The organism is Bradyrhizobium sp. USDA 4541 (assembly GCF_024171085.1).
In the GTDB taxonomy this organism is placed as follows: domain Bacteria; phylum Pseudomonadota; class Alphaproteobacteria; order Rhizobiales; family Xanthobacteraceae; genus Bradyrhizobium; species Bradyrhizobium australafricanum.
In genome coordinates, this window is sequence record NZ_JALJZF010000001.1 from 2239534 (window position 1) to 2263292 (window position 23759).

Consider the following 23759-nt stretch of genomic DNA (forward strand, 5'->3'; position numbering starts at 1 on the left):
TAACGCGATCCGACCTCTCCCCGCAAGCGGGGCGAGGTGAAGGATACAATGGGGAGCCATTGATACCATCTTCACTCCGCCGCCGTCAGATGATGCACCTTGCCGGCGATCTCGCGCGGCACGGGAGCTGCCCATGGTGCGCCGCGGCGGCGCTTGACGTCGACTTCCATCCAGTAGAGCTCCCAGCCCTGGGTCGGGCCGATGCCGTCCATCGTGGCCGGGCCCTGGATACTGCGCGCGGAGGCGTCGTCGAGGAACAGCATCGGCTTCTCGCCGCCGGAGACCTTCTCGATCTCCTGCCGCAGCAGGCGGCGGTACTGCACGATCGCCTTGTCGCTCTGGCCGAGATGCTCGTTGGTGCGGTCCTGAATCGCCCCCATCGACTCCACTGCCCACTGGTCGTGGACATTGATGTCGGTGCCCATGCCGGTATAGGTCTCGGTCGCCTGCTCGTGCGGATCGAAGCCGTAATCGTTGCTCTCGTTCTTGCGCGACTTGTAGTCCGGCAGCGTATAGAGCTCGAGCCGCTGGTCGCGCATCTTCTGCTTGTCGACCGGCGCCGCATAGCTGGTGAAGATCGCGTACCAGTAGCAGTTCTCGTCGTCGACCGGCACGTGCCACTGCGTGATCGTCATCTCGGTCGACATCGGGATGACGAAGCCGTGCGGGAACAGCTGGTTGGTGACGCGCACATGGGTGCGCTCCGCGTCGAGCTCGCGCAGCGCAATCAGGCGCAGGCCATATTCGGTGTGCTCGACATTGATGATCGGCCGGTCATATTCGCGCAGGATCTTGGTCATCGGCATGTCGCTGCCGGCCGAGGCGCCGCGGAACTGCTTGCCGTAAGCCGCCGAGGTGTCCTCGTCCTCGAAGAAGCGATGCAGAAAGGAGGCGTGCGCCGGATCGATGCCGACCTCGAGCGCCTGCAGCCAGTTGCAGTTCATGTGGCCCTTGAACGCGAACGTATGGCTGCCGGGCGCGACGAAGCAGTCGAGCTCCGGAAAGGCGGGCGGGGCGCCTTCGCCGAGCCAGGCCCACAGGATGCCGCTCTTCTCGACTACCGGATAGGAGCGCTGCCTGATGCCCTTGCAGAGCTGCGAGCCGGCTGGCTCCGCCGGCGTCTCGATGCATTGGCCTGATGTGTCGAACAGCCAGCCGTGGAAGGCGCAGCGCAGCCCGCCATTCTCGAGCCGGCCGAAGGCGAGATCGGCGCCGCGATGCGCGCAGTGGCGATCGATCAGCCCGTAGCTTCCGTCCTCGCCGCGGAACAACACCAGGTTTTCGCCAAGCAGCCGCACCGGCCGAACCGGGCGCGGTCCTTCCAGCTCGTCGACCAGCGCCGCCGGCTGCCAGTAGCTCCGCATCAGCTTGCCGCACGGGTCCTTGCGCCCGGTGCGGGTGATCAGATCGTTCGCTTCCTGGCTCATCATGGCGGCGTCTCCCCGGATTTGGATTTGTTCGCCTATTGAACGAATGTGCGAATTATGCCATGTCTGTTTTGGACAGCAAGCGCAATTTTTGAACCGTTCAAAGCCGAGCCCCAATCTGAAACGCCATGCCCAAGCAGAAGCGGACCGATCAGGACGAGCGCGCCACCGACTTCGTCGAAGCGCTCGATCGCGGCCTGCGCCTGCTGCAGGTGTTCGGCACCGTGTCCGGCCCGGCAACGCTGAGTGATCTGGCGCGTGCCGCCGATCTGCCGCGCGCCACCGCGCGCCGCATCCTGTTCACGCTCGCGCATGGCGGCTTCGTTGCCACCGACGGCAAGCTGTTCACGCTGACGCCGCATGTGCTGACGCTGGCGGGCTCGTTCCTGCAATCCAACCAGGTGGTGACGGTGCTGCAACCGGTGCTCGACCGCATCGCGACGGCAGCGCAGGAGATCGCCTCGCTCGCCTTGCTCGACGGCGACGACGTCGTGTTCGTGGCGCGCTCGAGCCCGACGCGCGTGTTCTCCGCCGGTCTCGACATCGGCTACCGGCTGCCAGCGTTCTGCACCTCGGTCGGTCGCGCGATGCTCGGCCGCCTCACTGATGCCGAACTCGCGACGCGGCTGAAGGCGATGCGCCGCGATCCGGTGACGCCGCAGACCACGACCGATCTGAAGAGGCTGCTCGCCACCATCATCGCCGATCGCGCGCAGGGTTATTCACTGGTCGACCGCGAGGCCGAGCCGCATTTCCGCTCCATCTCGGTGCCGGTGCGCCGCTACGACGGCACCATCGTCGCCGCGATCAACATGGGCGCGCATGTCGATCGCGTACCGATGCAGGAATTGATCGACCGCTTCCTGCCGCTGCTGCGGGATGGTGCTGATGATGTGAAGAGCCGGCTGCTCTAAGGTAGTCCAACTTCGCTGACGATTTTCGTCATTGCGAGGAGCGATAGCGACGAAGCAATCCATGCATCCACGCGCGCGGAGAGATGGATTGCTTCGCTTCGCTCGCAATGACGGGGGTAGTGTTTCTTTTTGTGCTGTGAGATTACAGCGCCACGCTGCGCAGACCGAACGCGCGCGCCTCGTTCTGCAGTACCGGCCGCACGGAATCGATCAGCCGCGCGGCGGCGGCGTCGACCGAGAGGCCGGCGGTGTCGACCACCGCCGATGCGCGGGCGTAGAGCGGCTCGCGGCTGACCAGGATGTTGCGCAATTCCGCCATCGCCGAGCGGTCGTCGGCCATCGGGCGCAGATCGCCTTGGCGGCGCACGCGCGCCATGTGCTCCTCCGGCTCGGCCTTCAGCCAGATCGTGTAGAACGACGACAGGATCAGGTCGAAGGTCAGCGCCTCGGAGACGATGCCGCCGCCGGTCGCCAGCACCATCAATTCCTTCCGCGCCAGCAGCTGCGTCAGCGCGGCCTGCTCCATGCGGCGAAAGCCTTCCTGGCCGTACAGCGCGATGATCTCGGCGACCGAGAGGCCGTTCTGCGCCTCGATCTCCTTGTTGAGCTCGACAAAGCTCCAGCCGATCTTCTTCGCCAGCATCCGGCCGAGCGTGGTCTTGCCGGCGCCGCGCAGGCCGATCAGCGCAATGCCGGAGAACGAGGCGCGCCGCGGCGCCAACGGGCTGCTGCCGGCGAGCATGTCCTTGGCCTGCGCGATCTGGTTCGGCGACGCCTTGCGCAGCAGGTCGCGGATCACGGCCCAGTCCGGCACGGGCTCGCTGGAGGGGATCAGGTCCTCGAGATGCGCACCCATCGCGCCTGCGACACGGCGCAGCAGCACGATCGAGACATTGCCTTTGCCGCTTTCGAGCTGGGCGATGTAGCGTTCGGAAATGCCGGAAACCTTGGCGAGCACCTTGCGCGACATGCCGCGCAGGGCGCGCATCGTGCGCACGCGCTGGCCGAGCTGTTCAAGGAAGTCGGTTTCCGGGTCGTTGGCTGCGGTCATGATCCCTGTGCGACGCGCGGTCCTGACTGAATCAGACCGAGGTTCTAGGAAACATAGTGCCGATAAGGATTGACAGCAAGCCAACGTGGTGGCTTTGTATGAATTATAATTCTTAAATTCACAGGAGAGGGAAGCGTGGCACGTCCGGGTCCGAGGAGCGGAGCATGACTTACAACGCGGTCTCCTGGCTGCTCGACCGCAACGTCGATGAAGGCCGCGGCGACAAGGTCGTGTTCGACGATACGGTGTCGCAAATCACCTATGGCCAGTTGCAGCAGCAGACCCGCCGCGTCGGCAACATGCTGCGCCAGCTCGGCGTCCGCCGCGAAGAGCGGGTCGCCATGATCATGCTGGACACGGTCGATTTCCCGATCGTGTTCCTCGGCGCGATCCGCGCCGGCGTGGTGCCGGTGCCGCTCAACACGCTGCTGACCGCGGAGCAATACGCCTACATCCTCGGTGATTGCCGCGCCCGCGTGCTGTTCGTGTCGGAAGCGCTGCTGCCGGTCGTGAAGGACATCATCGCGCGCATGCCCGACCTCGAGCATGTCGTGGTCTCCGGCAAGGATGCGCATGGCCATAAGAAGCTGTCCGATGAGATCGCGCGCGAGAGCGACGTGTTCGCCACCGCGCCGACCCATGCCGACGAGCCGGCATTCTGGCTCTATTCGTCGGGCTCCACCGGCATGCCGAAGGGCGTGCGCCATCTGCATTCCAATCTCGCGGCGACCGCGGAGACCTACGCCAAGCAGGTGCTCGGGATCCGCGAGGATGATGTCGGCCTGTCGGCGGCCAAGCTGTTCTTCGCCTACGGGCTCGGCAATGCGCTGACCTTCCCGATGTCGGTCGGCGCCACCACGGTGTTGAACTCCGAGCGGCCGACGCCGGCGGTGATGTTCGCGCTGATGAACAAATATCATCCCAGCATCTTCTTCGGCGTGCCGACCCTGTTCGCGGCGATGCTGAACGACGAGGCGACCAAGGCGCAGTCCGGCGGCAACCGTTTGCGCGTTTGCACCTCGGCCGGCGAGGCGCTGCCGGAATCTGTCGGCAATGCCTGGAAGACGCGGTTCGGCGTCGACATCCTCGATGGCGTCGGCTCGACCGAGCTGCTGCACATCTTCCTGTCGAATGCGCCCGGCGACATCAAATACGGCTCGTCCGGCCGTCCGGTGCCCGGCTACAAGGTGAGGCTGGTCAATGAGGCCGGCGCCGACGTCGCGGACGGCGAGGTCGGCGAACTCTTGGTCGATGCGCCCTCGGCCGGCGAGAGCTACTGGAATCAACGGGCCAAGAGCCGCGCCACCTTCGAGGGCGCCTGGACCCGCACCGGCGACAAATACACGCGCGATGCCGACGGCCGCTACACCTTCTGCGGCCGCGCCGACGACATGTTCAAGGTCTCCGGCATCTGGGTGTCACCGTTCGAGGTCGAGAGCGCGCTGATCACCCATCCCGCGGTGCTGGAGGCGGCGGTCGTGCCGGAGGCCGATCCGGAAGGGCTGCTCAAGCCGAAGGCGTATGTCGTGCTGCGGCCCGACAGTTCAGTCGCCGGCCTGCACGAGGCGCTGAAGGAGCACGTCAAGCAGAAGATCGGCCCGTGGAAATATCCGCGCTGGATCGATGTGGTCGACAATCTGCCGAAGACGGCGACCGGAAAGATCCAGCGGTTCAAATTGCGGGAACACGAGCACTAGCTCCCCGCGTCGTCCCGGCCTAGTGCGCAATTGCGCACGGGAGCCGGGACCCATACGCCGCGGCCTTCGTTTCGAGAGGCGCTGTTCAACAGCTTTGCGCAACAACTAACGCCTGTGGTTATGGGTCCCGGCTTTCGCCGGGACGACGATGAGGAAGGCCTACCATGACAAACTTGAAACCCTCCGGCTTCCTCAGCATCGACGGCGCCGATCTCGAATACCGCATGATCGGTCCCTCGCCGGACGCGGCGCCGACCATCGTGATGCTGCATGAAGGCCTCGGCTGCGTCGGGCTGTGGGGCGACTTCCCCGAGAAGCTGCAGGCGGCGACCGGCGCCGGCGTATTCGTCTATTCGCGATCAGGCTATGGCGCCTCGTCGCCGGCGCAGCTGCCGCGTCCGGTCGACTACATGCATCGCGAGGCACTCGACGTGCTGCCGAAATTGCTCGACCGGATCGGCTTCCGCCGCGGCTTGCTGCTCGGTCATTCCGACGGCGCGTCGATCGCGGCGATCTATGCCGGTGCGCATCAGGACCATCGCCTGCACGGCTTGGCGCTGCTGGCGCCGCACTTCATCGTGGAGGACATTTCGGTGAAGTCGATCGCCGAGATCAAGACGGCGTATGAGACCACCAATCTGAAGGAGAAGCTGGCGCGCTGGCACAAGGACGTCGACAACGCCTTCTATGGCTGGAACGGCGCCTGGCTCGATCCGGCATTCCGCGACTGGGATATCTCCGACTATCTCGCCTATATCCGCGTGCCCGTGCTGATCGTGCAGGGCGCGGCCGACCAGTACGGCACCATGCGCCAGGTCGAGATCGCCCAGGAGGAGTGCTACTGCCCGGTCGATGTCACGGCCATCGATGGTGCCGGCCATTCGCCGCATCGCGAGGCGCCCGCGGTGACGCTCGAGGCGGTCGCCGAATTCGCCAAAGCGGCGCTGCGCGACGACCCGGCACTGGCGGCCTGACCTTTGGTGCCGGTGCCAGGTCATTGGCCGAGCGAGTGAATTTCGTGAACATGAAACAAAATGCATGTTTTTGCGTTTTGAACTAGACCAGATCAAAAACATGCATTATTGTGCATGAAGACCTCGACGACGAACCTTCAAACGAACAACAGCAAGACAACAGATAAGGGTGGCCCATGGCTGGTGACGAGCGCGTCCTTGCAGGCGGGGCGAAGTACATCGACTTCCAGACCGACCCGTCGCGCTACCGGCACTGGAAGCTCGACGCTGCGGGCGACGTCGCGACGCTGACCATGGACGTCGACGAGAACGCCGGCCTGTTCGAAGGCTACCAGCTCAAGCTCAATTCCTATGACCTCGGCGTCGACATCGAGCTTGCCGACGCCGTGCAGCGGCTGCGCTTCGAGCATCCCGAGGTCAAGGTGGTGGTGATGCGCTCGGGCAAGAACCGGGTGTTCTGCGCCGGCGCCAACATCCGCATGCTGGCGGGCTCGACCCATGCCCACAAGGTCAACTTCTGCAAATTCACCAACGAGACCCGCAACGGCCTGGAAGACTCCAGCGAGAATTCCGGGCAGAGCTTCATCACCGTCGTCAACGGTACCGCGGCCGGCGGCGGCTATGAACTGGCGCTCGCGACCGACCACATCATGATGGCCGACGACGGCGCTGCCGCCGTCGCGCTGCCGGAAGTGCCGCTGCTCGCGGTGCTGCCGGGCACCGGCGGGCTCACGCGCGTCGTCGACAAGCGCAAGGTGCGCCGCGACCATGCCGATTTCTTCTGCACCATCGAGGAAGGCATCAAGGGCAAGCGCGCCGTTTCCTGGCGCCTGGTCGACGAGATCGCGCCGAACTCCAAGCTCGAGGGCAAGCTGGCCGAGCGCGTCAAGGAATTCGCCGCGAAGTCGAAGCGCAACGGCGCCGGCAAAGGCATCGCGCTGGCGCCGCTGACGCGCACCATCGACGACAGCGCCATCCGCTATGGCTTCGTCAGCGTCGACATCGATCGCGCGGCGCGCATCGCCACCATCTCGATCAAGGCGCCGGAAACCACGGCGCCCGCCGACATCGACGGCATGATCGCGCAAGGCGCTGCGTTCTGGCCGCTGCAGGTCGCCCGCGAGCTCGATGACGCGATCCTGCATCTGCGCATCAACGAGCTCGAGATCGCGATGCTGGTGTTCAAGAGCCATGGCGACCGCGCCAATGTCGTGTCCTATGATGCGTTCCTGGAGGCCAACAAGGCGCACTGGCTGGTCAACGAGGTCAGGCATTACTGGAAGCGCGTGCTCAAGCGCATCGACGTCACCTCGCGCACGCTGGTGACGCTGGTCGAGCCCGGCTCCTGCTTCGTCGGCACGCTGGCCGAGCTCGTGTTCGCCGCCGACCGCTCCTACATGCTGATCGGCCAGAAGCAGGGCGACAACCGCCCGCCGCCGGCGATCGAGCTGACGGCGATGAATTTCGGGCCCTATCCGATGAGCCACGGCCTGACCCGGCTGCAATCGCGCTTCCAGGCCGATCCGTCGGATCTGGAGCGCGCGCAAGGCTCGATCGGCAAGGCGCTCGACGCGGAGGAGGCCGAGGAGCTCGGTCTCGTCACCTTCGCGCTCGACGACATCGACTGGGACGACGAGGTCCGCGTGTTCTTCGAGGAGCGCACCTCGTTCTCGCCCGACGGTCTCACCGGCATGGAAGCCAATCTGCGCTTCGTCGGCCCGGAGACCATGGAATCGAAGATCTTCTCCCGCCTCACGGCGTGGCAGAACTGGATATTCCAGCGGCCGAACGCGGTCGGTGAGGACGGCGCACTGCGCCGCTACGGCACCGGCCAGAAGGCGCAATTCGACATGACGCGAGTTTAAGGGAGCACGGCCATGAACATCATGAACGTCGATTACTCGACCAAGATTCCGAACAATGTGAATCTCGCCGAGGACCGCCAGGTGCTCAAGGCGCTGGAAGGCTGGCACCCCGGCTACATGGACTGGTGGAGCGACATGGGGCCGGACGGCTTCCAGGAATCGCTGGTCTATCTGCGCACCGCCTATTCGGTCGATCCGCGCGGCTGGGCCAAGTTCGACTACGTGCGGATGCCCGAATATCGCTGGGGCATCCTGCTCGCGCCGCAGGAAGAGAACCGCGTCATTCCGTTCGGCGAGGACTATGGCAAGCCGGCCTGGCAGGAAGTTCCCGGTGAGCACCGCGCCATGCTGCGCCGCCTGATCGTGATCCAGGGCGACACCGAGCCGGCCTCGGTCGAGCAGCAGCGCCATCTCGGCAAGACCGCGCCCTCGCTCTACGACATGCGCAACCTGTTCCAGGTCAATGTCGAGGAAGGCCGCCATCTCTGGGCGATGGTCTACCTCTTGCAGAAGTATTTCGGCCGCGACGGCCGCGAGGAGGCGGATGATTTGTTGCGCCGCCGCTCGGGCGACGCGGATAGCCCGCGCATGTTAGGGGCCTTCAACGAGGCGACGCCGGACTGGCTGTCGTTCTTCATGTTCACCTACTTCACCGACCGCGACGGCAAGATGCAGCTGCACTCGCTGGCGCAGTCGGGCTTCGATCCGCTGTCGCGCACCTGCCGCTTCATGCTGACCGAGGAAGCCCACCACATGTTCGTCGGCGAGACCGGCATCACCCGCGTCGTGCAGCGCACCTGCGATGCGATGAAGGAAGCCGGCATCATCGATCCGAACGACATCGCCAAGATCCGCGCGCTTGGCGTGATCGACCTGCCGACCATCCAGAAGAAGCTGAACCTGCATTATTCGCTGTCGCTCGACCTGTTCGGCTCGGAAGTGTCGACCAACGCGGCCAATGCCTTCAACGCCGGCATCAAGGGCCGCTACAAGGAGACCACGATCGACGACGACCACCAGCTCAAGAGCTCGACCTATCCGGTCATGAAGATGGTGGACGGCCAGATCAAGATGGTCGACGAGCCGGCGCTGACCGCGCTCAACATGCGGCTGCGCGACGACTACACGCAGGATTGCGTCAAGGGCATGCTGCGCTGGAACAAGGTGATCTCGACCGCCGGCATCGACTACAAGCTCGCGGTGCCGAACACCGCCTTCCACCGCCAGATCGGCGAGTTCAAGGACGTCCATGCGACGCCCGATGGCCTCTTGATCGACGACGCCACCTGGGCCAAGCGCAAGAACGACTGGCTGCCGTCGACCGCGGACGGCGACTTCATCGCCTCGCTGATGAAACCGGTGACCGAACCCGGCCAGTTCGCCTCCTGGATCTCGCCGCCCAAGGTCGGCATCGACAACAAGCCGGGCGACTTCGAGTATGTGAGGATCGAGAGCTGATCGGCGCGAGCATGATCCGGAAAAGTGTGAAGCGGTTTTCCGAAGAGATCATGCTCAAACAACGGATAGGTCATGATGCGAAAATCGCATCGTGACCTAACAGTTTCTTTCCGCAGGGAGAGAACAGGAAGGGGGCGAGCCGAAAAGGTCCCGGGGCTCGTCCCTTTCTTTTTGGTCAGATGCCGGTACGGAGGCGCGGCCTCAATCGTCATTTGTAAGTTCGTCGGGCCACATCTGCGCACCGTGAAGCACGCGCAGGATGCGAACAGTCTCACCGTCGACAAGGTACGCCGTGACATAAGGTGTGCGCGGGATGACCAACTCGCGCGTGCCGGCAACACGCCCGGGCCGGCCACAGGAAAGTCGAGCAGGCGCCGCGCAGCATCGGCAATCTGTTCGTCAACATGGACCGCCGCGCGAGGATTCTCGGCCTCGATGTAGCTGAAAATGTCGTCGCGATCGGATAACGCGAAGCGCGACCAGACGAGTTTCACCGCTTACGCCTTGTCGCTTTTCGAAGCGCGGCGGCGCGGCGTTGCGCGAAATGCGCTTCGACCTCGGAATCATCGAGACCGGGCCGGGCATCCGCCAACGCCTGGTGCACCTTCTCGCGAAACCAGCTGTCGTAAGCCTGGCTGTTGCTCACGAGTTCCAGTGGAAGCATTCCTTCATTGGCCGTGCGTGTCAGCAGAATCCGCACGGCGCCGGATACCGTGAGACCCATGTTCTCCAGAACCTCGGTGGCCTTTTCCTTTACGTCCGCATCGATGCGGGTTTGGACCAGGGCATTCGAAGCCATAGCGATCTCCTTCACTCGCATCCAATGTAATGCATTTGAATGACAAGCGCCCACAGCCCTATGGAAGCAGGTGAGCCAGCGACGAAAACGGCCCCGCCCTTCGGCGGAGCCGTTGCCGTAGGTCGGTCGCGCGGCTGCTTAGCCCGCGATCTCCAGCCCCGCGGTCGCGTAGACCACGCCGCCATCGACCGCGATGGTGTTGCCCACGACATAGTCGCCGGCGCGCGAGGCGAGGTAGATCGCGGTGCCCGCCATGTCCTCGTCGGTACCGACGCGCTTCGCCGGCACGCGCTTGGCGACTTCGTCGGCGTGGTCGCGCGCGGCGCGGTTCATGTCCGACTTGAAGGCGCCCGGTGCGATCGCGGTGACGTTGATGTTGTCCTTGATCAGGCGTGTCGCCATGCGGCGCGTCAGATGGATCACCGCAGCCTTGCTGGCGGCATAGGAATAGGTCTCCATCGGGTTGACGAAGATGCCGTCGATCGAGGCAATGTTGATCACCTTGCCCGGCCTGTCGTGCGTCGCCGCCGCACGCAGCGGCTTGGCCAGCGCCTTGGTCAGGAAGAAGATCGACTTGACGTTGAGGTTCATCACCTTGTCCCAGCCGCTCTCCGGAAATTCGTCGAAATCCGCGCCCCAGGCCGCGCCGGCATTGTTGACGAGGATGTCGAGCTTCGGCTCGCGCTTGATGATCTCGCCCGCGAGCTTCTCGCAGCCCTCGACGGTCGAGATGTCGATCGGCAGCGCGATGCATTCGCCGTCATAGGCGGCGGACAGCTCCTGGGCGGTCGCCTCGCAGGGACCTGCCTTGCGCGCGGTGATGTAGACCCTGGCGGCACCCTGCGCGAGGAAGCCGGCCGCGATCATCTTGCCGATGCCGCGCGATCCCCCGGTCACCAATGCGACGCGGCCTTTCAGCGAGAACAGATCCTTGAACATGCGCTCCTCCTTTGCGTTGCCAGTGGTTCTGGGCGCGCCCGGGGAGCGAGTCAAGGAGAGGGAAGGGATCGGTAGCCCGGATGCAGTGAAGCGAAATCCGGGAAAATGCTATCCGCGGATGCGACGGCCCCGGATTACGCTTCGCTGCATCCGGGCTACGAAGAGTAGCTTACGCCGCGTCGATGCGGCGAAAGCCGTTCCACACCGCTGTAGCGGCGCCTGATGTCAGCACCGGCAGCAGGCGCGCGTCCTGGTAATTGCCGTTCAGCGAGACCCGCTGCAAGGCGGTCAGATGGTCGGCGCTTTCGGGAAACAGCATGCCGGGCCGCGTCGTCACCGCGGTCCGAAAGCCGATCGACCGGGCGAGGGCGAATTCACGCTGCCCGGCGGCGATCCGGTCGCCATAGGGATAGGCGAGATGCAATGCCGGCCGCTGCAGCGCATCCTCGATCCGCGCCCGGCTGGTCGCGAGCTCGAACGATGCGATGGTCTCGCTCTGCTTGGCGAGATTGCAATGGGTGATGGTGTGCGCGCCGATCGTCACCAGCGGATCCTCGGCGAAGCCGCGCAACTCGTCCCAGGACATGCAGAGCTCGCGCGCGATGCCGGTCTCGTCGACCCCGTGACGGGCGCACAGCGCGGATATCTCGGCCTGCATCGCCTGCTCGCCGGGCAGTGAACGCAGCCAGTCGTGGATGCGGCCGAAGGCAGTCCGCTTGGCCTGCGCTGTCGCGGTGTCGATCCGCGTCATGGTGCCGTCGATCGGCACCTCGATCGCGGACGCCGCCGCGATCACCCGCTCCAGTGCGATCCACCACAATCTGCCGCAGCCCTCGGCGAAATCGCTCGCGACATAGACCGTGAACGGGGCGCCGAACTCGCGCATCACGGGCAGCGCGAAATCGCGGTTGTCGCGATAGCCGTCGTCGAAGGTAAAGCAGGCGAAGCGCCGCGCGAAATTCCGTTCGGCGAGACGGCGATGCGCCTCGTCGATGCTGATTACGTCGACGTCGAGCGCGCGCAGATGCGTCAGCATCGCGCGCAGGAAATCCGGCGTGACCTCGAGATGATGGTTCGGCTGGAACGCGTCGCCGCGCCGCGGGCGGACGTGGTGCAGCATGAAGATGGCGCCGACGCCGGCGAAGATCGGCCGCAGCAGGATATGCGCACCCGAGAAATACAACGCCTCCATGCCGGCACGGATCACGGTGTTGCGGAGTTGTTTCATGTGGGCGCGGGCCGGCCGATTTGCATTCCGCGGCAAACTTAGCGAAAGACCACTGAAGAAACTGTTATCCCGGTCCGACATGGCGCCCCCGCCATGGCGCGTCATTTGGGGTTTGACAGTCAGCCAAGGGTTTGTTTTCTCTCTGGTTCCCGACCCCGCAGGACGCTGAATGCACGGACTTTTCAAGTGGAGTAGCAAGTGGTGGCCGGGGGTGATTCCACTGGTCGTGCTTTGGGGTATCGCGGCCTGGACGAGCACCACAACGGTCGAAGCGGACCTTGCCGCGCGCTCCAATGCCGCACTGAAGGACACAGTCCTCGACAAGCGCCGCATCAGCGTCGACGGCCGCGACGTGACGTTCGCGGCCAACGCCTTCTCCGAAGACGGCCGCCTCAGCGCGGTGGCGTCGGTCGAAGCCGTGCCCGGCGTGCGGCTGGTCAACGACGAGACCCGCCTTGTTCCCGAAGCCAAGCCCTTTGTCTGGTCCGCCGAACGCGACGTGGTGCGGGTCACGCTCGGTGGCAATGCGCCGCTGCCGTCGAGCAAGGGCAAGTTGACCGAGGCCGCGAAGGCCGGTCTCGGCGGCGTCGAGGTGGTGGATCAGATGGTGCTCGCCCGCGGCGCGCCGCTGCGGTTCGACGCGGCGGCGCTGCTGTTGCTCGACCAGATCGGCAAGCTGAAGGAAGGCAAGATCACGCTCACCGACAGCAAGGTTGCCCTCGCCGGCATGGCGCGCGAGCTCGGCGGACGCGAAGCGGTCGCCGCGGCGCTGAAGAACCTGCCGGAAGGCTATTCGATCGCCGCCAACGACATCAAGGCGCCGCCTTACGTGTTCCAGGCCTACAAGGACCCGGTTGCGGTGACGCTGACGCTGACCGGCTACGTGCCCGACAACAACGTGCATGCCGCGCTGGTCGCCGCCGCCGGCCGCAAGTTCTTCAGCGAGAAGGTGGTCGACAATCTCAAGGCCAGCATCGGCGCGCCGTCGGGTTTCGCGGCCGCGGTGGTGCCCGCGCTCGGCGCGCTGTCGCGGCTATCGACCGGAACGCTGGTGGTATCGGACCGCGAGGTGAAGCTGTCGGGCGATGCGCTCTACGATGCTGCCGCCGGCCAGATCCGCGACGGGCTCGGCAAGGATTTTCCGCAGGGCTGGCAGTACAAGGCCGAGGTCACGGTCAAGCCGGCGGCTGCCCCGGTCGATCCCACGGTGTGCCAGCAGCTGTTTTCCGAAATTCTCTCGAAGGGCAAGATCCGCTTCGAGTCCGGCAAGGCCGACATCGTGCCGGATTCCGCCGGCCTGCTCGACCGCCTGATCGAGACCGCGTTGCGCTGCCCCAATGCGACGATCGAGATCGCCGGCCATACCGACAGCGACGGCGAGGAGGCCGCCAACCAGGCACTGTCGGAACGCCGCGCGCAGGCCGTGGTGGATTACCTCGTGCGCGCCGGGCTGCCTGCCAGCCGCTTCACGCCGATCGGCTATGGCAGCACGCAGCCGCTGGCCGGCAACGAGAGTGAAGACGGCAAGGCGCAGAACCGCCGCATCGAATTCGTGGTGAAGTAGCGATGACCGTGCTCGCGACATTCTTCTGGGGTTGGCTGCTCGGCGCGGCGCTGCTCGGCTTTTGCATGGGCTGGATCGCGGTGGTGCATCGGGCGCGGGGCGTCTCGAAGGTCTGGATGCGCTGGCTGGCGCTGCTCGCCGCCGCGCTGGTGGCGGCGTCGTTCGCGCGGATCGTGCCCGGCCGCTTCGGCTATTGGCTCGATCTCTTCCTGGTGATGTTCGCGCTCTATCTCGTCGGCTGCGCGATCGGCTCCTGGCTGCGCGACTGGGTGGTTTCGCGCAGCAAGCCCGCGAGCTGACCTCAATCCCTGATCCGACAGGCCTGAGCGGCGTCGCCAAGCGCAGGGCGAACTGCATTCGTTTTAGCGCTTGACATCAATACGTACGTACGTATTAAATTCTGTCCATGCCAAAACCCTCTCTCCGCGATGCCATCCTCGACGCCGGCCTGAAGGAAATGTTCCGGACCGGCTATCACGGCACCAGCGTGCGCGACGTCACCGCCGCCGCCGGCGCGCCGCAGGGCTCCTTCACCAACCATTTCCGCTCGAAGGAGCTGTTCGCATCCGAGGTGCTGGACCGCTACTTCGTCTATGTGCGCGGCCTCGTTGCCGAAGCGCTGGGCGACACGACGCTGACGCCGCGCGAAAGGCTGAGGAGCTATCTCGATCTGATCACCGGCAAGCTCGCGCATGACGGCTTCACCCGCGGCTGCCTGATCGGCGATTTCAGCCTCGAGGCGTCGGGCTCGAGCGAGATGCTGCGCGAGCAGCTCGACGACATCTTCCGGGAATGGCGCGCGCCGTTTGCGACCTGCATCGCCGAGGCTCAGGCCACCGGCGAGATCGCCTCCGACTTCGATCCCGATCAGCTGGCCGATTTCCTGCTCGCATCCTGGCAGGGCGCGATGCTGCGCATGAAGGTCGAACGCAGCGAAGCGGCGCTGACGCGTTTCAAGACGATCGCATTCCAAACCGTGTTCAAGGAGTTGCCATGACCAGATCCCCCGATATCAGCCTGCATCATCGCGCCGTGCTTGGGTCTACGATGGCCTATCGCGAGACCGGCCGTAGCGACGCGCCGCACGTGCTGTTCCTGCACGGCAATCCGACGTCGTCCTACATCTGGCGCAACATCATGCCGCTGGTCGCCCCCGTCGGGCACTGCATCGCGCCCGACCTGATCGGCTACGGCCAGTCCGGCAAACCCGACATCGGCTATCGCTTCTTCGACCAGGCGGACTATCTCGATGCGCTGATCGACGAGCTGGGCATTGCCTCGGCCTATCTCGTCGCCCAGGATTGGGGCACGGCGCTCGCCTTCCACCTCGCGGCACGCCGTCCGCAACTGGTGCGCGGGCTCGCCTTCATGGAGTTCATCCGCCCGATGCGCGATTGGTCGGACTTCCACCAGCACGACGCCGCGCGGGAGACGTTCCGGAAATTCCGCACGCCGGGCGAGGGCGAAGCGATGATCCTCGACAACAATGCGTTCGTCGAACGCGTGCTGCCCGGCTCGATCCTGCGCACGCTCAGCGACGAGGAGATGGCTGCCTACCGCGCGCCGTTTGCGACGCGAGAGAGCCGCAAGCCGACCTTGATGCTGCCGCGCGAGCTGCCGATCGCCGGCGAGCCGGCCGATGTCGCCGAGGCGCTCACGGTGGCGCATGCGGCGCTCGCGGCATCGACCTATCCGAAGCTGCTGTTCGCGGCGACGCCCGGGGCGCTGGTGTCACCGGCCTTTGCCGCCGAATTCGCCAAGACGCTCAAGCATTGCGCGGTCATTCAACTCGGTGCGGGCGCGCACTATCTGCAGGAGGATCATCCGGAGGCGATCGGCCGCTCTGTGGCCGGCTGGATCGCCGGCGTCGAGGCTGCCTCCGCGCAGCGCCACGCCGCATGAGGGGCACGGAGCGCGTGACATGAGGGATGTCTCGATCACCTATTGCCGGCCGTGCGGCTACGAGAAGCGTGCCAAAGAGGCCGCGGCGCTGTTGCGCGAGCGCCTCGGCGTCGATGCGACGCTGATCCCCGGCAAGGGCGGCATCTTCCAGGTCAAGCTCGGCGACGAGGTTGTCGCCAGGCGCACGAAGGGACATTTTCCCGATGCCGCCGAGATCGTCGCCGCGGTCACGGCCGCGCGGGATTGATGATCGGCGGAGCGCCTCCCGGCGGGTACCGGAAGATCATTCTCTATTCGGCCGTGCCGGTACTTCACCGTAGTTTTCCGGATGGCCTTGCGGACCGTTCGGCGGGCTAACTGCCGCACGCGCATGTCAAGTCTTGTCGAAGGCGGCGGGAAACGCGCATATTTGTGCACCCGCTGTCATGAATCATCCGTAATATCTTGAAGATGCGCGTTTTATTGTCTTTTGACGAATTCCACTCCGGTTTAAAACGCGCTACACGGGCCAGGGCACAGCGAAGCGCCGGTGGAGATCGCCCGGGAGCCGTCGTCGCGGGATCGCAATTCGAGGTCTAGATGCTGGAAGCAATACGCAGGGCGATGGCGTTTCTGCGCCAGAAGCAAATCCTGCATCGGCTGGGTGTTGTCATCAGCATCGCCGTCATCGGCATCGCCTGCTACGTCCTTTATCACATGCTGCGCGGCATCGACACCAACGAGGTGCTCGAGGCCATCAAGAGCACCGAGCCGCGGCAGATTGCCCTGGCGGGACTGTTCGTCGCGGCGGGTTACTTCACGTTGACCTTCTACGATCTGTTCGCGGTGCGCGCGATCGGCCACGCCCATGTGCCCTATCGCATCAACGCGCTCGCGGCCTTCACCTCCTATTCGATCGGCCACAATGTCGGCGCCAGCGTCTTCACCGGCGGCGCGGTGCGCTACCGGATCTATTCGGCGTGGGGGTTGAACGCGATCGACGTCGCCAAGATCTGCTTTCTCGCCGGGCTCACCTTCTGGCTCGGCAATGCCGCGGTGCTCGGGCTCGGCATCGCCTACCACCCCGAGGCCGCCGCCAACATCGACCAGCTGCCGCCCTGGCTCAACCGGGCGCTGGCATTCGCGATCATCACCGCGCTGGTCGCCTATGTGGTCTGGGTCTGGACCCAGCCGCGGGTGGTCGGCCGCGGCCCCTGGACGGTGACCCTGCCGGGTGGCCCGCTGACGCTGCTGCAGATCGCGATCGGCATCCTCGACCTCGGCTTCTGCGCGCTGGCGATGTACGTGCTGGTGCCGGACGAGCCAAATCTCGGCTTCGTCGTGGTCGCCGTCATCTTCGTGTCGGCGACCCTGCTCGGCTTCGCCAGCCACTCCCCCGGCGGCCTCGGGGTGTTCGACGCCGCTATGCTGGTCGGCCTCTGGCAGATGGACCGCGAGGACCTGCTCGGCGGTATGCTGCTGTTCCGGCTGCTCTACTATATTGCGCCGTTCGTCATATCTGTAATCTTGCTGACGTTTCGGGAGGTTATTGTCGGCGCCCGACTCAAACGGCTGCCGCAGGCTGATTCGGGTCCCCGCGCCGAGCCGCACCATGAGGCGGTTCTGGTTCGCAAGCGCGGTGACTCCGGGGTCTGATGAAGCGGCCCGATGCCTCCCGAGGGAAGGTCGCTATGACCGCGCCTGGGCGAGACATGAACCGACGGGATGAAAGCCGCCGCGATGGCAATTGACGATTCGCATTCCTCCATCTTCTCGCCCTGGCCCGACCGGTTGCGCCACTCCGCGCTGATCCTGCTTGCCGCAGCGCTGGCCTTGAGCGTGGTGGTCGCGCTCGGCGAATTGTCGCTGGTGCGCGCCTGCGCCGTGTTCGTCTGCATCGCGGCCGCGGCGCTGGTGCCGTGGCGGCTGCATGATGCCGGAACCTCGCGCGAGGATGTCCGCGGCGTCAATCCGGTCGAGGCCGCCGCCGTCAGCGCGGTCGTCGCCGGCATGCCGGATCCGGCCGTATTGCTCGATCGCGCCGGCCGCGTCATCCATCTCAACGCCGCAGCGGCGCAGCTCGCGCCTGCGCTGCGCAAGAACGAACTGGCGCAATTTGCCCTGCGCTCGCCGGAGATCATCACCGCGCTGCGCGAGGCGATCGCGACCACCGAGCCACGCCGCGCCACCTACACCGACCACGTTCCGGTCGATCGCTGGATGGAACTGGTGATCACGCCGGTGCCGGTGCCGACCCAGTTCGGCGGCACCGAGAAGTGCATGCTGATGACCTTCCACGACCTGACGCCGCTGCGCCGGGTCGAGGAGATGCGAGCCGACTTCGTCGCCAATGCCAGCCACGAGCTGCGCACGCCGCTCGCCGCCTTGTCCGGCTTCATCGACACGCTGCAGGGGCCGGCGCGCGAGGACGCGCGGGCGCGCGAGCGCTTCCTCGGCATCATGCACACCCAGGCGACCCGCATGGCGCGGCTGATCGACGATTTGCTGTCGCTGTCGCGGGTCGAGTTGTCGGCCCATGTGCGGCCCGAGGCCTCGATCGACATCGTGCCGATCATCCGCCAGGTCGCCGACGGGCTCGAGGCACTGGCCAGCGAGCGCCAGGTCGAGATCGAGGTCGACCTGCCTCAGGCTCCGGTCATGATCGCCGGCGACCGCGAGGAACTGCTCCGCCTGTTCGAGAACCTGATCGAGAATGCCCTCAAATACGGCGCCTCCGGGGGGCGCGTCATAGTGTCGCTGAATCAGGCCGTTTCGGGTGCATCGGGCGAAGGGGCCCCCGAAATCCGTGTCATGGTACGGGATTTCGGCCCCGGCATCGCCCCCGAGCACCTGCCGCGGCTGACCGAGCGCTTCTACCGGGTCGACGTCGGCGACAGCCGCAACCAGGGCGGAACGGGCCTCGGATTATCGTTGGTGAAACATATTCTTAACCGTCATCGCGGGCGTCTTTTGATCGAGAGCGTGCCGAAGAACGGGGCCACTTTTACCGCCTGTTTTCCCCGGCCGAAGACGCCGTTGCCAACTCAAAGCTAAGCGTTTTCAGAAGCTTAGTACTGTCATCCAACTGTCATCCAACCTTCGTAAAAGCAGCACCGACCGCTCCTAGATGGACCGGCGTGAGCGCGATCGGGCGCATTCGGCGCTTCGCTCACTGGATGGAGACCACCCATGAATTTCATCAAAGCAATCGTCGCAGCCGGCGTGATCGCCGCTTCGACGTCGGCCTTCGCTGCCGATATTACCGGCGCGGGCGCGACGTTTCCGTTCCCGATCTATTCGAAGTGGGCTGACGCCTACAAAAAGGAGACCGGCAACGGTCTGAACTACCAGTCGATCGGCTCCGGCGCCGGCATCAAGCAGATCCAGGCCAAGACCGTGACCTTCGGCGCCACCGACGCGCCGCTCAAGCACGAGCAACTCGAGAAGGACGGCCTCGTGCAGTGGCCGATGGTGATGGGTGCGATCGTCCCGGTCGTGAACCTCGAAGGCATCAAGCCGGGTGACCTGATCCTGTCGGGCGAAGTGCTCGGCGACATCTATCTCGGCAAGATCACCAAGTGGAATGACGCGGCGATCGCCAAACTCAATCCGAAGCTGACCCTGCCGGGCGATGCCATCACCGTCGTGCGCCGTTCGGACGGTTCGGGCACCACCTTCAACTTCACCGACTATCTCTCCAAGTCGAACGCCGACTGGAAGTCCAAGGTCGGTTCCGGCACCGCGGTCGAGTGGCCGGTCGGCGTCGGCGCCAAGGGCAACGAAGGCGTTGCCGGCAACATCAGCCAGACCAAGAACGCTATCGGCTATGTCGAGTATGCCTACGCCAAGCAGAACAAGCTGACCTACACCGGGCTGGTCAACAAGGCCGGCAAGACCGTGCAGCCGACCATGGCTGCCTTCCAGGCTGCCGCCTCGAATGCCGACTGGGCCAAGGCTCCCGGCTACTACGTGATCCTGACCGACCAGCCGGGCGAAGCCTCCTGGCCGATCACCGCGGCGACCTTCATCCTGATGCACAAGGACTCGACCGACAAGGCGGCCTCGCAGGAAGCGCTCAAGTTCTTCAAGTACGCCTTCGAGAAGGGCGACAAGGCGGCCGAAGAGCTCGACTACATCCCGATGCCGGACTCGGTCGTCAAGCTGATCGAGAAGACCTGGTCGTCGGACATCAAGAGCTAAGTCCGACGCTGCGACAGGGCCTGTGCCGACTCGATCGCGGCACAGGTTGAGCGACCAAGACCCGGTCTCCATCACCGCGGCAACAAGCGCGCGATCGAGGCCGGGTTCGCGCCTCAAGGGGCGTGGCTGGAACGACGACGCCCGGCCAAATGCGTCAGTGAAGATCGCTTCGGGGCGTAGCGGTTTGCGTGGCTTTTGCATACTAAAGAGGGGATTGGCGTGGCAGACATGGCTGTTCAGAGCGATGTGATGGAAGCCGCGGGACCTTACGATCGCGCCAAGGCCCTCAGCGCCTTCAAGCTCGGTGACCTCACCTTCTATTGGATCACCCGTATCTCGGCGATTTCGGTTCTGTTGATCCTCGGCGGCATCATCCTGTCGCTGATCGTCGGCGCCTGGCCGGCGATGAAGGAATACGGCTTCGCCTTCCTCTGGACGCAGCGCTGGGCGCCCTCGGCCGATCCACCGGTGCTCGGCGCGCTCGGCCCGATCTACGGCACGCTGATCACCTCGGTCATCGCGATGCTGATTGCCATTCCGGTCGGCATCGGCATCGCCGTGTTCCTCACCGAGCTCTGCCCGCAAATGCTGCGCCGCCCGATCGGCATCGCGATCGAGCTGCTCGCCGGCATCCCCTCGATCATCTACGGCATGTGGGGCTTCTTCGTGCTCGGCCCGTTCCTGGCCAACACGTTCCAGCCCTTCATGATCCGGATCTTCGAGGGCGTCCCGGTGCTGGGCGCGGTGTTCGCAGGCCCGCCGTCCTATCTCAGCCTGTTCAACGCCGCGCTGATCCTTGCGATCATGGTGCTGCCCTTCATCACCGCGATCTCGGTCGACGTGTTCAAGACCGTGCCGCCGGTGCTGAAAGAGGCCGCCTACGGCATGGGCTGCACCACCTGGGAAGTCGTTCGCAGCGTCGTGATCCCCTACACCCGCGTCGGCGTGATCGGCGGCATCATGCTGGCGCTCGGCCGCGCCCTCGGCGAGACCATGGCGGTGACCTTCATCATCGGCAACTCGTTCCGGATCTCGTCGTCGATCTTCGCGCCGGGCACCACGATCTCGGCGGCGATCGCCAGCGAATTCGCCGAGAGCGACGGCCTGCACCAGTCCGGCCTGATCCTGCTCGGCCTGCTGTTGTTCGTGCTGACCTTCTTCGTGCTCGCCGGCGCGCGGCTGATGCTGATGCGGCTTGAAAAGAAGGCGGGGAAGTAACGCCATGAACCCGATCTACAAATCCCGCCGCCGCAGCGACATCGTCATCCGCGCACTCTGTGTCGGCGCGGCGCTGTTCGGCGTCACCTGGCTGGCGCTGATCCTGATCACGCTGCTCTATAACGGCCTTGCCGGCCTCAGCGTGCAGCTGTTCACCCAGAACACGCCGCCGCCCGGCTCGACCGAAGGCGGCTTGCTCAACGCCATCGTCGGCTCGGTCATCATGACCGTGATCGGCGTCGGCATCGGCGCGCCGCTTGGCCTGTTCGCCGGCACCTACCTCGCCGAATACGGCAAGCACGACAAGCTGACCTCGGTGATCCGCTTCATCAACGACATCCTGCTCAGCGCGCCGTCGATCATCATCGGCCTGTTCATCTATGGTGCGGTGGTGGTGCCGATGCGCGGCTTCTCGGCGATCGCAGGCAGCCTTGCGCTCGCGGTGATCGTGATCCCGGTCGTGCTGCGCACCACCGAGGACATGCTGCTCTTGGTGCCCAATCCGCTGCGCGAGGCCGCCTCCGCGCTCGGCCTGCCGCGTTCGCTGGTGATCAAGCGGATCGCTTATCGTGCCGCGCGATCGGGTCTGATCACCGGTGTGCTGCTGGCGACCGCCCGCGTCGCCGGCGAGACCGCGCCGCTGCTGTTCACCGCGCTGTCGAACCAGTTCTTCAGCCTGGATCTGACCAAGACGATGGCCAACCTGCCAGTGACCATCAACAACTTCGTGCAGAGCCCCTACGCCTACTGGAAAGAGCTGGCGTGGAGCGGCGCGCTGCTCATCACATTCACCGTGCTCGCGTTGAATATCGGCGCGCGTATCCTTGGTGCCGAAAGGGCCGCAAAATGACCGAGCTTTCCGTCTCCACGACTGCCGCAGGCCACATTCCCCAGGTTCCGCTGCCGGAAGCGCCGCCGAAAGTCACGGTGCGCAACCTCAACTTCTATTACGGCGAGCACCACGCGCTGAAGAACATCAACCTGACGCTCGGCACCAACCGCGTCACGGCGTTCATCGGCCCGTCCGGCTGCGGCAAGTCGACCCTGCTGCGCATTTTCAACCGGATGTACGACCTGTATCCGGGTCAGCGCGCGGTCGGCCAGCTGATGCTGGACCAGACCAACATTCTCGACCCCAAGCTCGACCTCAACTTGCTGCGCGCGCGGGTCGGCATGGTGTTCCAGAAGCCGACGCCGTTCCCGATGACGATCTACGAGAACATCGCCTTCGGCATCCGCCTCTATGAGAAGATCTCGAAGTCCGAGATGGACGACCGGGTCGAGAAGGCGCTGCGCGGCGGCGCGCTGTGGAACGAGGTCAAGGACAAGCTGAACGCCTCCGGCCTGTCGCTCTCCGGCGGCCAGCAGCAGCGCCTGTGCATCGCACGCACCGTGGCGGTGCGCCCCGAGGTGATCCTGTTCGACGAGCCGTGCTCGGCGCTCGACCCGATCTCGACCGCCAAGGTCGAGGAGCTGATCCAGGAACTCTCCGAGGACTACACGATCGCGATCGTCACCCACAACATGCAGCAGGCGGCGCGCGTCTCCGACAAGACCGCCTTCATGTATCTCGGCGAGCTGATCGAGTTCGACGACACCAACAAGATCTTCACCTCACCGAGCGATCGGCGCACCCAGGACTACATCACCGGCCGGTTCGGTTGACCGGCGCATGATCCGGAAAAGTGGAAACCGGTTTTCCGATCAGGTCATGCTAAAATTCAGGACACGAAGCCATGATCCCCGGGATCATGGTTGAGGGAGACAAGCGATGGCTTCTGAACATACCGCCAAGGCATTCGACAGCGACCTGCAGGAGTTGACCCGCCTGGTCGCCGAGATGGGCGGCCTGGTCGAACGAATGATTACCGAGTCGGTCGACGCGCTGATCCGTCGCGACGTCGCGCTCGGCAAGCGCGTGGTCGCCGCCGACATCGAGATCGACAATCTGCAGCGCAACATCGAAGAGCGCGCGGTGCTGACGATCGCGCGCCGCCAGCCGATGGCGATCGACCTGCGTGAGATCGTCAGCGCGATGCGCGTCGCCACTGATCTCGAGCGGATCGGCGACCTCGCCAAGAACATGGGCAAGCGCGTCGCGGCGCTGGAGAGCGATTTCCAGCCGCTGAAGTTGATCCGCGGCCTCGAGCACATGACCGACCTCGTGCTGTCGCAGGTCAAGTCGGTGCTCGACGCCTATGCCGCGCACGACCTGCCGGCGGCGATGAACGTCTGGAAGGGCGACGAGGAGGTCGATGCGATCTGCACCTCGCTGTTCCGCGAACTGCTCACCTACATGATGGAAGATCCGCGCAACATCTCGTTCTGCATCCATCTGATGTTCTGCGCCAAGAACATCGAGCGGATCGGCGATCACGCCACCAATATCGCCGAGACCGTGTTCTACATGATCGAGGGCCAGCAGATCACCGACAAGCGCCCGAAGGGCGACATGACCACTTTTGCCACCACGGTGCCGGGCAACTGAGGCATGATCGGCAAGCACGGAACCGGCAAGAGCGAAACTGGACGATCCTCGCGACA

Annotated in this window: 22 protein-coding genes and 1 pseudogene; 17 read left to right on the plus strand and 6 right to left on the minus strand. The window is 64.9% G+C overall.

Annotated features, from left to right (window positions below):
* Positions 1–71: 71 nt before the first annotated feature.
* On the minus strand, positions 72–1430 hold the full coding sequence (locus J2R80_RS10415) for an aromatic ring-hydroxylating dioxygenase subunit alpha (RefSeq protein WP_253588708.1): 1359 nt from the start codon (positions 1428–1430) through the stop codon (positions 72–74).
* Positions 1431–1555: 125 nt separating this feature from the next.
* On the opposite strand from J2R80_RS10415, the gene J2R80_RS10420 reads away from it, so the two are divergent.
* Positions 1556–2341 carry an IclR family transcriptional regulator C-terminal domain-containing protein gene (locus J2R80_RS10420; RefSeq protein WP_253588709.1) on the plus strand — a complete coding sequence of 262 codons (786 nt, stop codon included), beginning with the start codon at positions 1556–1558 and terminating at the stop codon, positions 2339–2341.
* A gap of 142 nt (positions 2342–2483) precedes the next feature.
* On the opposite strand, the gene J2R80_RS10425 is transcribed toward J2R80_RS10420, so the two are convergent.
* Positions 2484–3476, minus strand: coding sequence for a helix-turn-helix transcriptional regulator (locus J2R80_RS10425; RefSeq protein ID WP_256527828.1), 993 nt, complete (start codon positions 3474–3476; stop codon positions 2484–2486).
* An 80-nt stretch (positions 3477–3556) separates the two neighbouring features.
* Here J2R80_RS10425 and J2R80_RS10430 point away from each other — a divergent pair, with 80 nt between their 5' ends.
* The 4 genes from J2R80_RS10430 to boxB all read left to right on the plus strand — a co-directional run bounded on the left by J2R80_RS10430 (position 3557) and on the right by boxB (position 9386).
* A complete protein-coding gene (locus J2R80_RS10430; protein ID WP_057019463.1) occupies positions 3557–5089 on the plus strand; it encodes a benzoate-CoA ligase family protein in 1533 nt (510 codons plus the stop codon).
* A gap of 164 nt (positions 5090–5253) precedes the next feature.
* Positions 5254–6063, plus strand: coding sequence for an alpha/beta fold hydrolase (locus J2R80_RS10435; protein WP_253588711.1), 810 nt, complete (start codon positions 5254–5256; stop codon positions 6061–6063).
* A gap of 176 nt (positions 6064–6239) precedes the next feature.
* Positions 6240–7928, plus strand: coding sequence for a 2,3-epoxybenzoyl-CoA dihydrolase (gene boxC / locus J2R80_RS10440; protein ID WP_057019461.1), 1689 nt, complete (start codon positions 6240–6242; stop codon positions 7926–7928).
* Between the two features lie 21 nt (positions 7929–7949).
* Complete coding sequence (boxB, locus tag J2R80_RS10445) at positions 7950–9386, plus strand: benzoyl-CoA 2,3-epoxidase subunit BoxB (protein ID WP_200844636.1); 1437 nt, start codon at positions 7950–7952, stop codon at positions 9384–9386.
* A gap of 201 nt (positions 9387–9587) precedes the next feature.
* On the opposite strand, the pseudogene J2R80_RS10450 reads toward boxB, so the two are convergent.
* The 4 genes and pseudogenes from J2R80_RS10450 to J2R80_RS10465 form a co-directional block, all read right to left on the minus strand.
* Positions 9588–9880 (minus strand): annotated as a pseudogene (locus tag J2R80_RS10450) (type II toxin-antitoxin system RelE/ParE family toxin).
* Entirely contained in the window at positions 9877–10185 is a 309-nt protein-coding gene (locus J2R80_RS10455) for a type II toxin-antitoxin system RelB/DinJ family antitoxin (protein ID WP_229191274.1), read from the minus strand. Before J2R80_RS10455 ends, J2R80_RS10450 begins: the two are co-directional and overlap by 4 nt.
* Before the next feature lie 138 nt (positions 10186–10323).
* Positions 10324–11124 carry an SDR family oxidoreductase gene (locus tag J2R80_RS10460; protein ID WP_168858689.1) on the minus strand — a complete coding sequence of 267 codons (801 nt, stop codon included), beginning with the start codon at positions 11122–11124 and terminating at the stop codon, positions 10324–10326.
* A gap of 169 nt (positions 11125–11293) precedes the next feature.
* Positions 11294–12352, minus strand: a complete 1059-nt coding sequence (locus J2R80_RS10465; protein WP_141339768.1) for a polysaccharide deacetylase family protein — start codon at positions 12350–12352, stop codon at positions 11294–11296.
* Positions 12353–12521: 169 nt separating this feature from the next.
* Here J2R80_RS10465 and J2R80_RS10470 point away from each other — a divergent pair, with 169 nt between their 5' ends.
* The 12 genes from J2R80_RS10470 (at position 12522) to phoU (ending at position 23703) form a co-directional block, all read left to right on the plus strand.
* Positions 12522–13916: an OmpA family protein gene (locus tag J2R80_RS10470; RefSeq protein ID WP_057019457.1), complete on the plus strand. Its 1395-nt coding sequence runs from the start codon at positions 12522–12524 to the stop codon at positions 13914–13916.
* 2 nt (positions 13917–13918) lie between these two features.
* Entirely contained in the window at positions 13919–14215 is a 297-nt protein-coding gene (locus J2R80_RS10475; RefSeq protein ID WP_057019456.1) for a hypothetical protein, read from the plus strand.
* A gap of 107 nt (positions 14216–14322) precedes the next feature.
* The gene (locus J2R80_RS10480; protein ID WP_253588714.1) at positions 14323–14913 is read left to right on the plus strand and encodes a TetR/AcrR family transcriptional regulator; all 591 of its coding nucleotides are present in this window, start codon (positions 14323–14325) and stop codon (positions 14911–14913) included.
* The gene (locus J2R80_RS10485) at positions 14910–15818 is read left to right on the plus strand and encodes a haloalkane dehalogenase (RefSeq protein ID WP_141339765.1); all 909 of its coding nucleotides are present in this window, start codon (positions 14910–14912) and stop codon (positions 15816–15818) included. The genes J2R80_RS10480 and J2R80_RS10485 overlap by 4 nt, the downstream gene beginning before the upstream one ends.
* 19 nt (positions 15819–15837) lie before the next feature.
* Positions 15838–16065: a SelT/SelW/SelH family protein gene (locus J2R80_RS10490; RefSeq protein WP_253638520.1), complete on the plus strand. Its 228-nt coding sequence runs from the start codon at positions 15838–15840 to the stop codon at positions 16063–16065.
* A 332-nt stretch (positions 16066–16397) separates the two neighbouring features.
* Positions 16398–17453 (plus strand): lysylphosphatidylglycerol synthase domain-containing protein, encoded by a 1056-nt coding sequence (locus tag J2R80_RS10495; RefSeq protein WP_026192163.1) that lies wholly within the window; start codon positions 16398–16400, stop codon positions 17451–17453.
* 84 nt (positions 17454–17537) lie between these two features.
* A complete protein-coding gene (locus tag J2R80_RS10500) occupies positions 17538–18851 on the plus strand; it encodes an ATP-binding protein (RefSeq protein ID WP_057019526.1) in 1314 nt (437 codons plus the stop codon).
* 135 nt (positions 18852–18986) lie between these two features.
* Positions 18987–19997, plus strand: coding sequence for a phosphate ABC transporter substrate-binding protein PstS (gene pstS / locus J2R80_RS10505; protein ID WP_076830985.1), 1011 nt, complete (start codon positions 18987–18989; stop codon positions 19995–19997).
* Between the two features lie 228 nt (positions 19998–20225).
* Positions 20226–21215, plus strand: a complete 990-nt coding sequence (gene pstC / locus J2R80_RS10510) for a phosphate ABC transporter permease subunit PstC (RefSeq protein WP_057019452.1) — start codon at positions 20226–20228, stop codon at positions 21213–21215.
* A 4-nt stretch (positions 21216–21219) separates the two neighbouring features.
* Positions 21220–22065 carry a phosphate ABC transporter permease PstA gene (gene pstA / locus J2R80_RS10515; RefSeq protein ID WP_050386784.1) on the plus strand — a complete coding sequence of 282 codons (846 nt, stop codon included), beginning with the start codon at positions 21220–21222 and terminating at the stop codon, positions 22063–22065.
* Positions 22062–22880 (plus strand): phosphate ABC transporter ATP-binding protein PstB, encoded by an 819-nt coding sequence (gene pstB / locus J2R80_RS10520; protein WP_074131128.1) that lies wholly within the window; start codon positions 22062–22064, stop codon positions 22878–22880. The genes pstA and pstB overlap by 4 nt, the downstream gene beginning before the upstream one ends.
* A 106-nt stretch (positions 22881–22986) precedes the next feature.
* Positions 22987–23703, plus strand: a complete 717-nt coding sequence (phoU, locus tag J2R80_RS10525; RefSeq protein ID WP_016844066.1) for a phosphate signaling complex protein PhoU — start codon at positions 22987–22989, stop codon at positions 23701–23703.
* The last annotated feature ends 56 nt before the right edge of the window (positions 23704–23759 follow it).

Coding starts and splice junctions, on each gene's coding strand:
- J2R80_RS10415 (WP_253588708.1), bottom strand. CDS start 1,430: ATGATGAGCCAGGAAGCGAACGATCTGATCACCCGCACCGGGCGCAAG.
- J2R80_RS10420 (WP_253588709.1), top strand. CDS start 1,556: ATGCCCAAGCAGAAGCGGACCGATCAGGACGAGCGCGCCACCGACTTC.
- J2R80_RS10430 (WP_057019463.1), top strand. CDS start 3,557: ATGACTTACAACGCGGTCTCCTGGCTGCTCGACCGCAACGTCGATGAA.
- J2R80_RS10435 (WP_253588711.1), top strand. CDS start 5,254: ATGACAAACTTGAAACCCTCCGGCTTCCTCAGCATCGACGGCGCCGAT.
- boxC (WP_057019461.1), top strand. CDS start 6,240: ATGGCTGGTGACGAGCGCGTCCTTGCAGGCGGGGCGAAGTACATCGAC.
- boxB (WP_200844636.1), top strand. CDS start 7,950: ATGAACGTCGATTACTCGACCAAGATTCCGAACAATGTGAATCTCGCC.
- J2R80_RS10455 (WP_229191274.1), bottom strand. CDS start 10,185: ATGGCTTCGAATGCCCTGGTCCAAACCCGCATCGATGCGGACGTAAAG.
- J2R80_RS10460 (WP_168858689.1), bottom strand. CDS start 11,124: ATGTTCAAGGATCTGTTCTCGCTGAAAGGCCGCGTCGCATTGGTGACC.
- J2R80_RS10465 (WP_141339768.1), bottom strand. CDS start 12,352: ATGAAACAACTCCGCAACACCGTGATCCGTGCCGGCATGGAGGCGTTG.
- J2R80_RS10470 (WP_057019457.1), top strand. CDS start 12,522: ATGCACGGACTTTTCAAGTGGAGTAGCAAGTGGTGGCCGGGGGTGATT.
- J2R80_RS10475 (WP_057019456.1), top strand. CDS start 13,919: ATGACCGTGCTCGCGACATTCTTCTGGGGTTGGCTGCTCGGCGCGGCG.
- J2R80_RS10480 (WP_253588714.1), top strand. CDS start 14,323: ATGCCAAAACCCTCTCTCCGCGATGCCATCCTCGACGCCGGCCTGAAG.
- J2R80_RS10485 (WP_141339765.1), top strand. CDS start 14,910: ATGACCAGATCCCCCGATATCAGCCTGCATCATCGCGCCGTGCTTGGG.
- J2R80_RS10490 (WP_253638520.1), top strand. CDS start 15,838: ATGAGGGATGTCTCGATCACCTATTGCCGGCCGTGCGGCTACGAGAAG.
- J2R80_RS10495 (WP_026192163.1), top strand. CDS start 16,398: ATGCTGGAAGCAATACGCAGGGCGATGGCGTTTCTGCGCCAGAAGCAA.
- J2R80_RS10500 (WP_057019526.1), top strand. CDS start 17,538: ATGGCAATTGACGATTCGCATTCCTCCATCTTCTCGCCCTGGCCCGAC.
- pstS (WP_076830985.1), top strand. CDS start 18,987: ATGAATTTCATCAAAGCAATCGTCGCAGCCGGCGTGATCGCCGCTTCG.
- pstC (WP_057019452.1), top strand. CDS start 20,226: ATGGCTGTTCAGAGCGATGTGATGGAAGCCGCGGGACCTTACGATCGC.
- pstA (WP_050386784.1), top strand. CDS start 21,220: ATGAACCCGATCTACAAATCCCGCCGCCGCAGCGACATCGTCATCCGC.
- pstB (WP_074131128.1), top strand. CDS start 22,062: ATGACCGAGCTTTCCGTCTCCACGACTGCCGCAGGCCACATTCCCCAG.
- phoU (WP_016844066.1), top strand. CDS start 22,987: ATGGCTTCTGAACATACCGCCAAGGCATTCGACAGCGACCTGCAGGAG.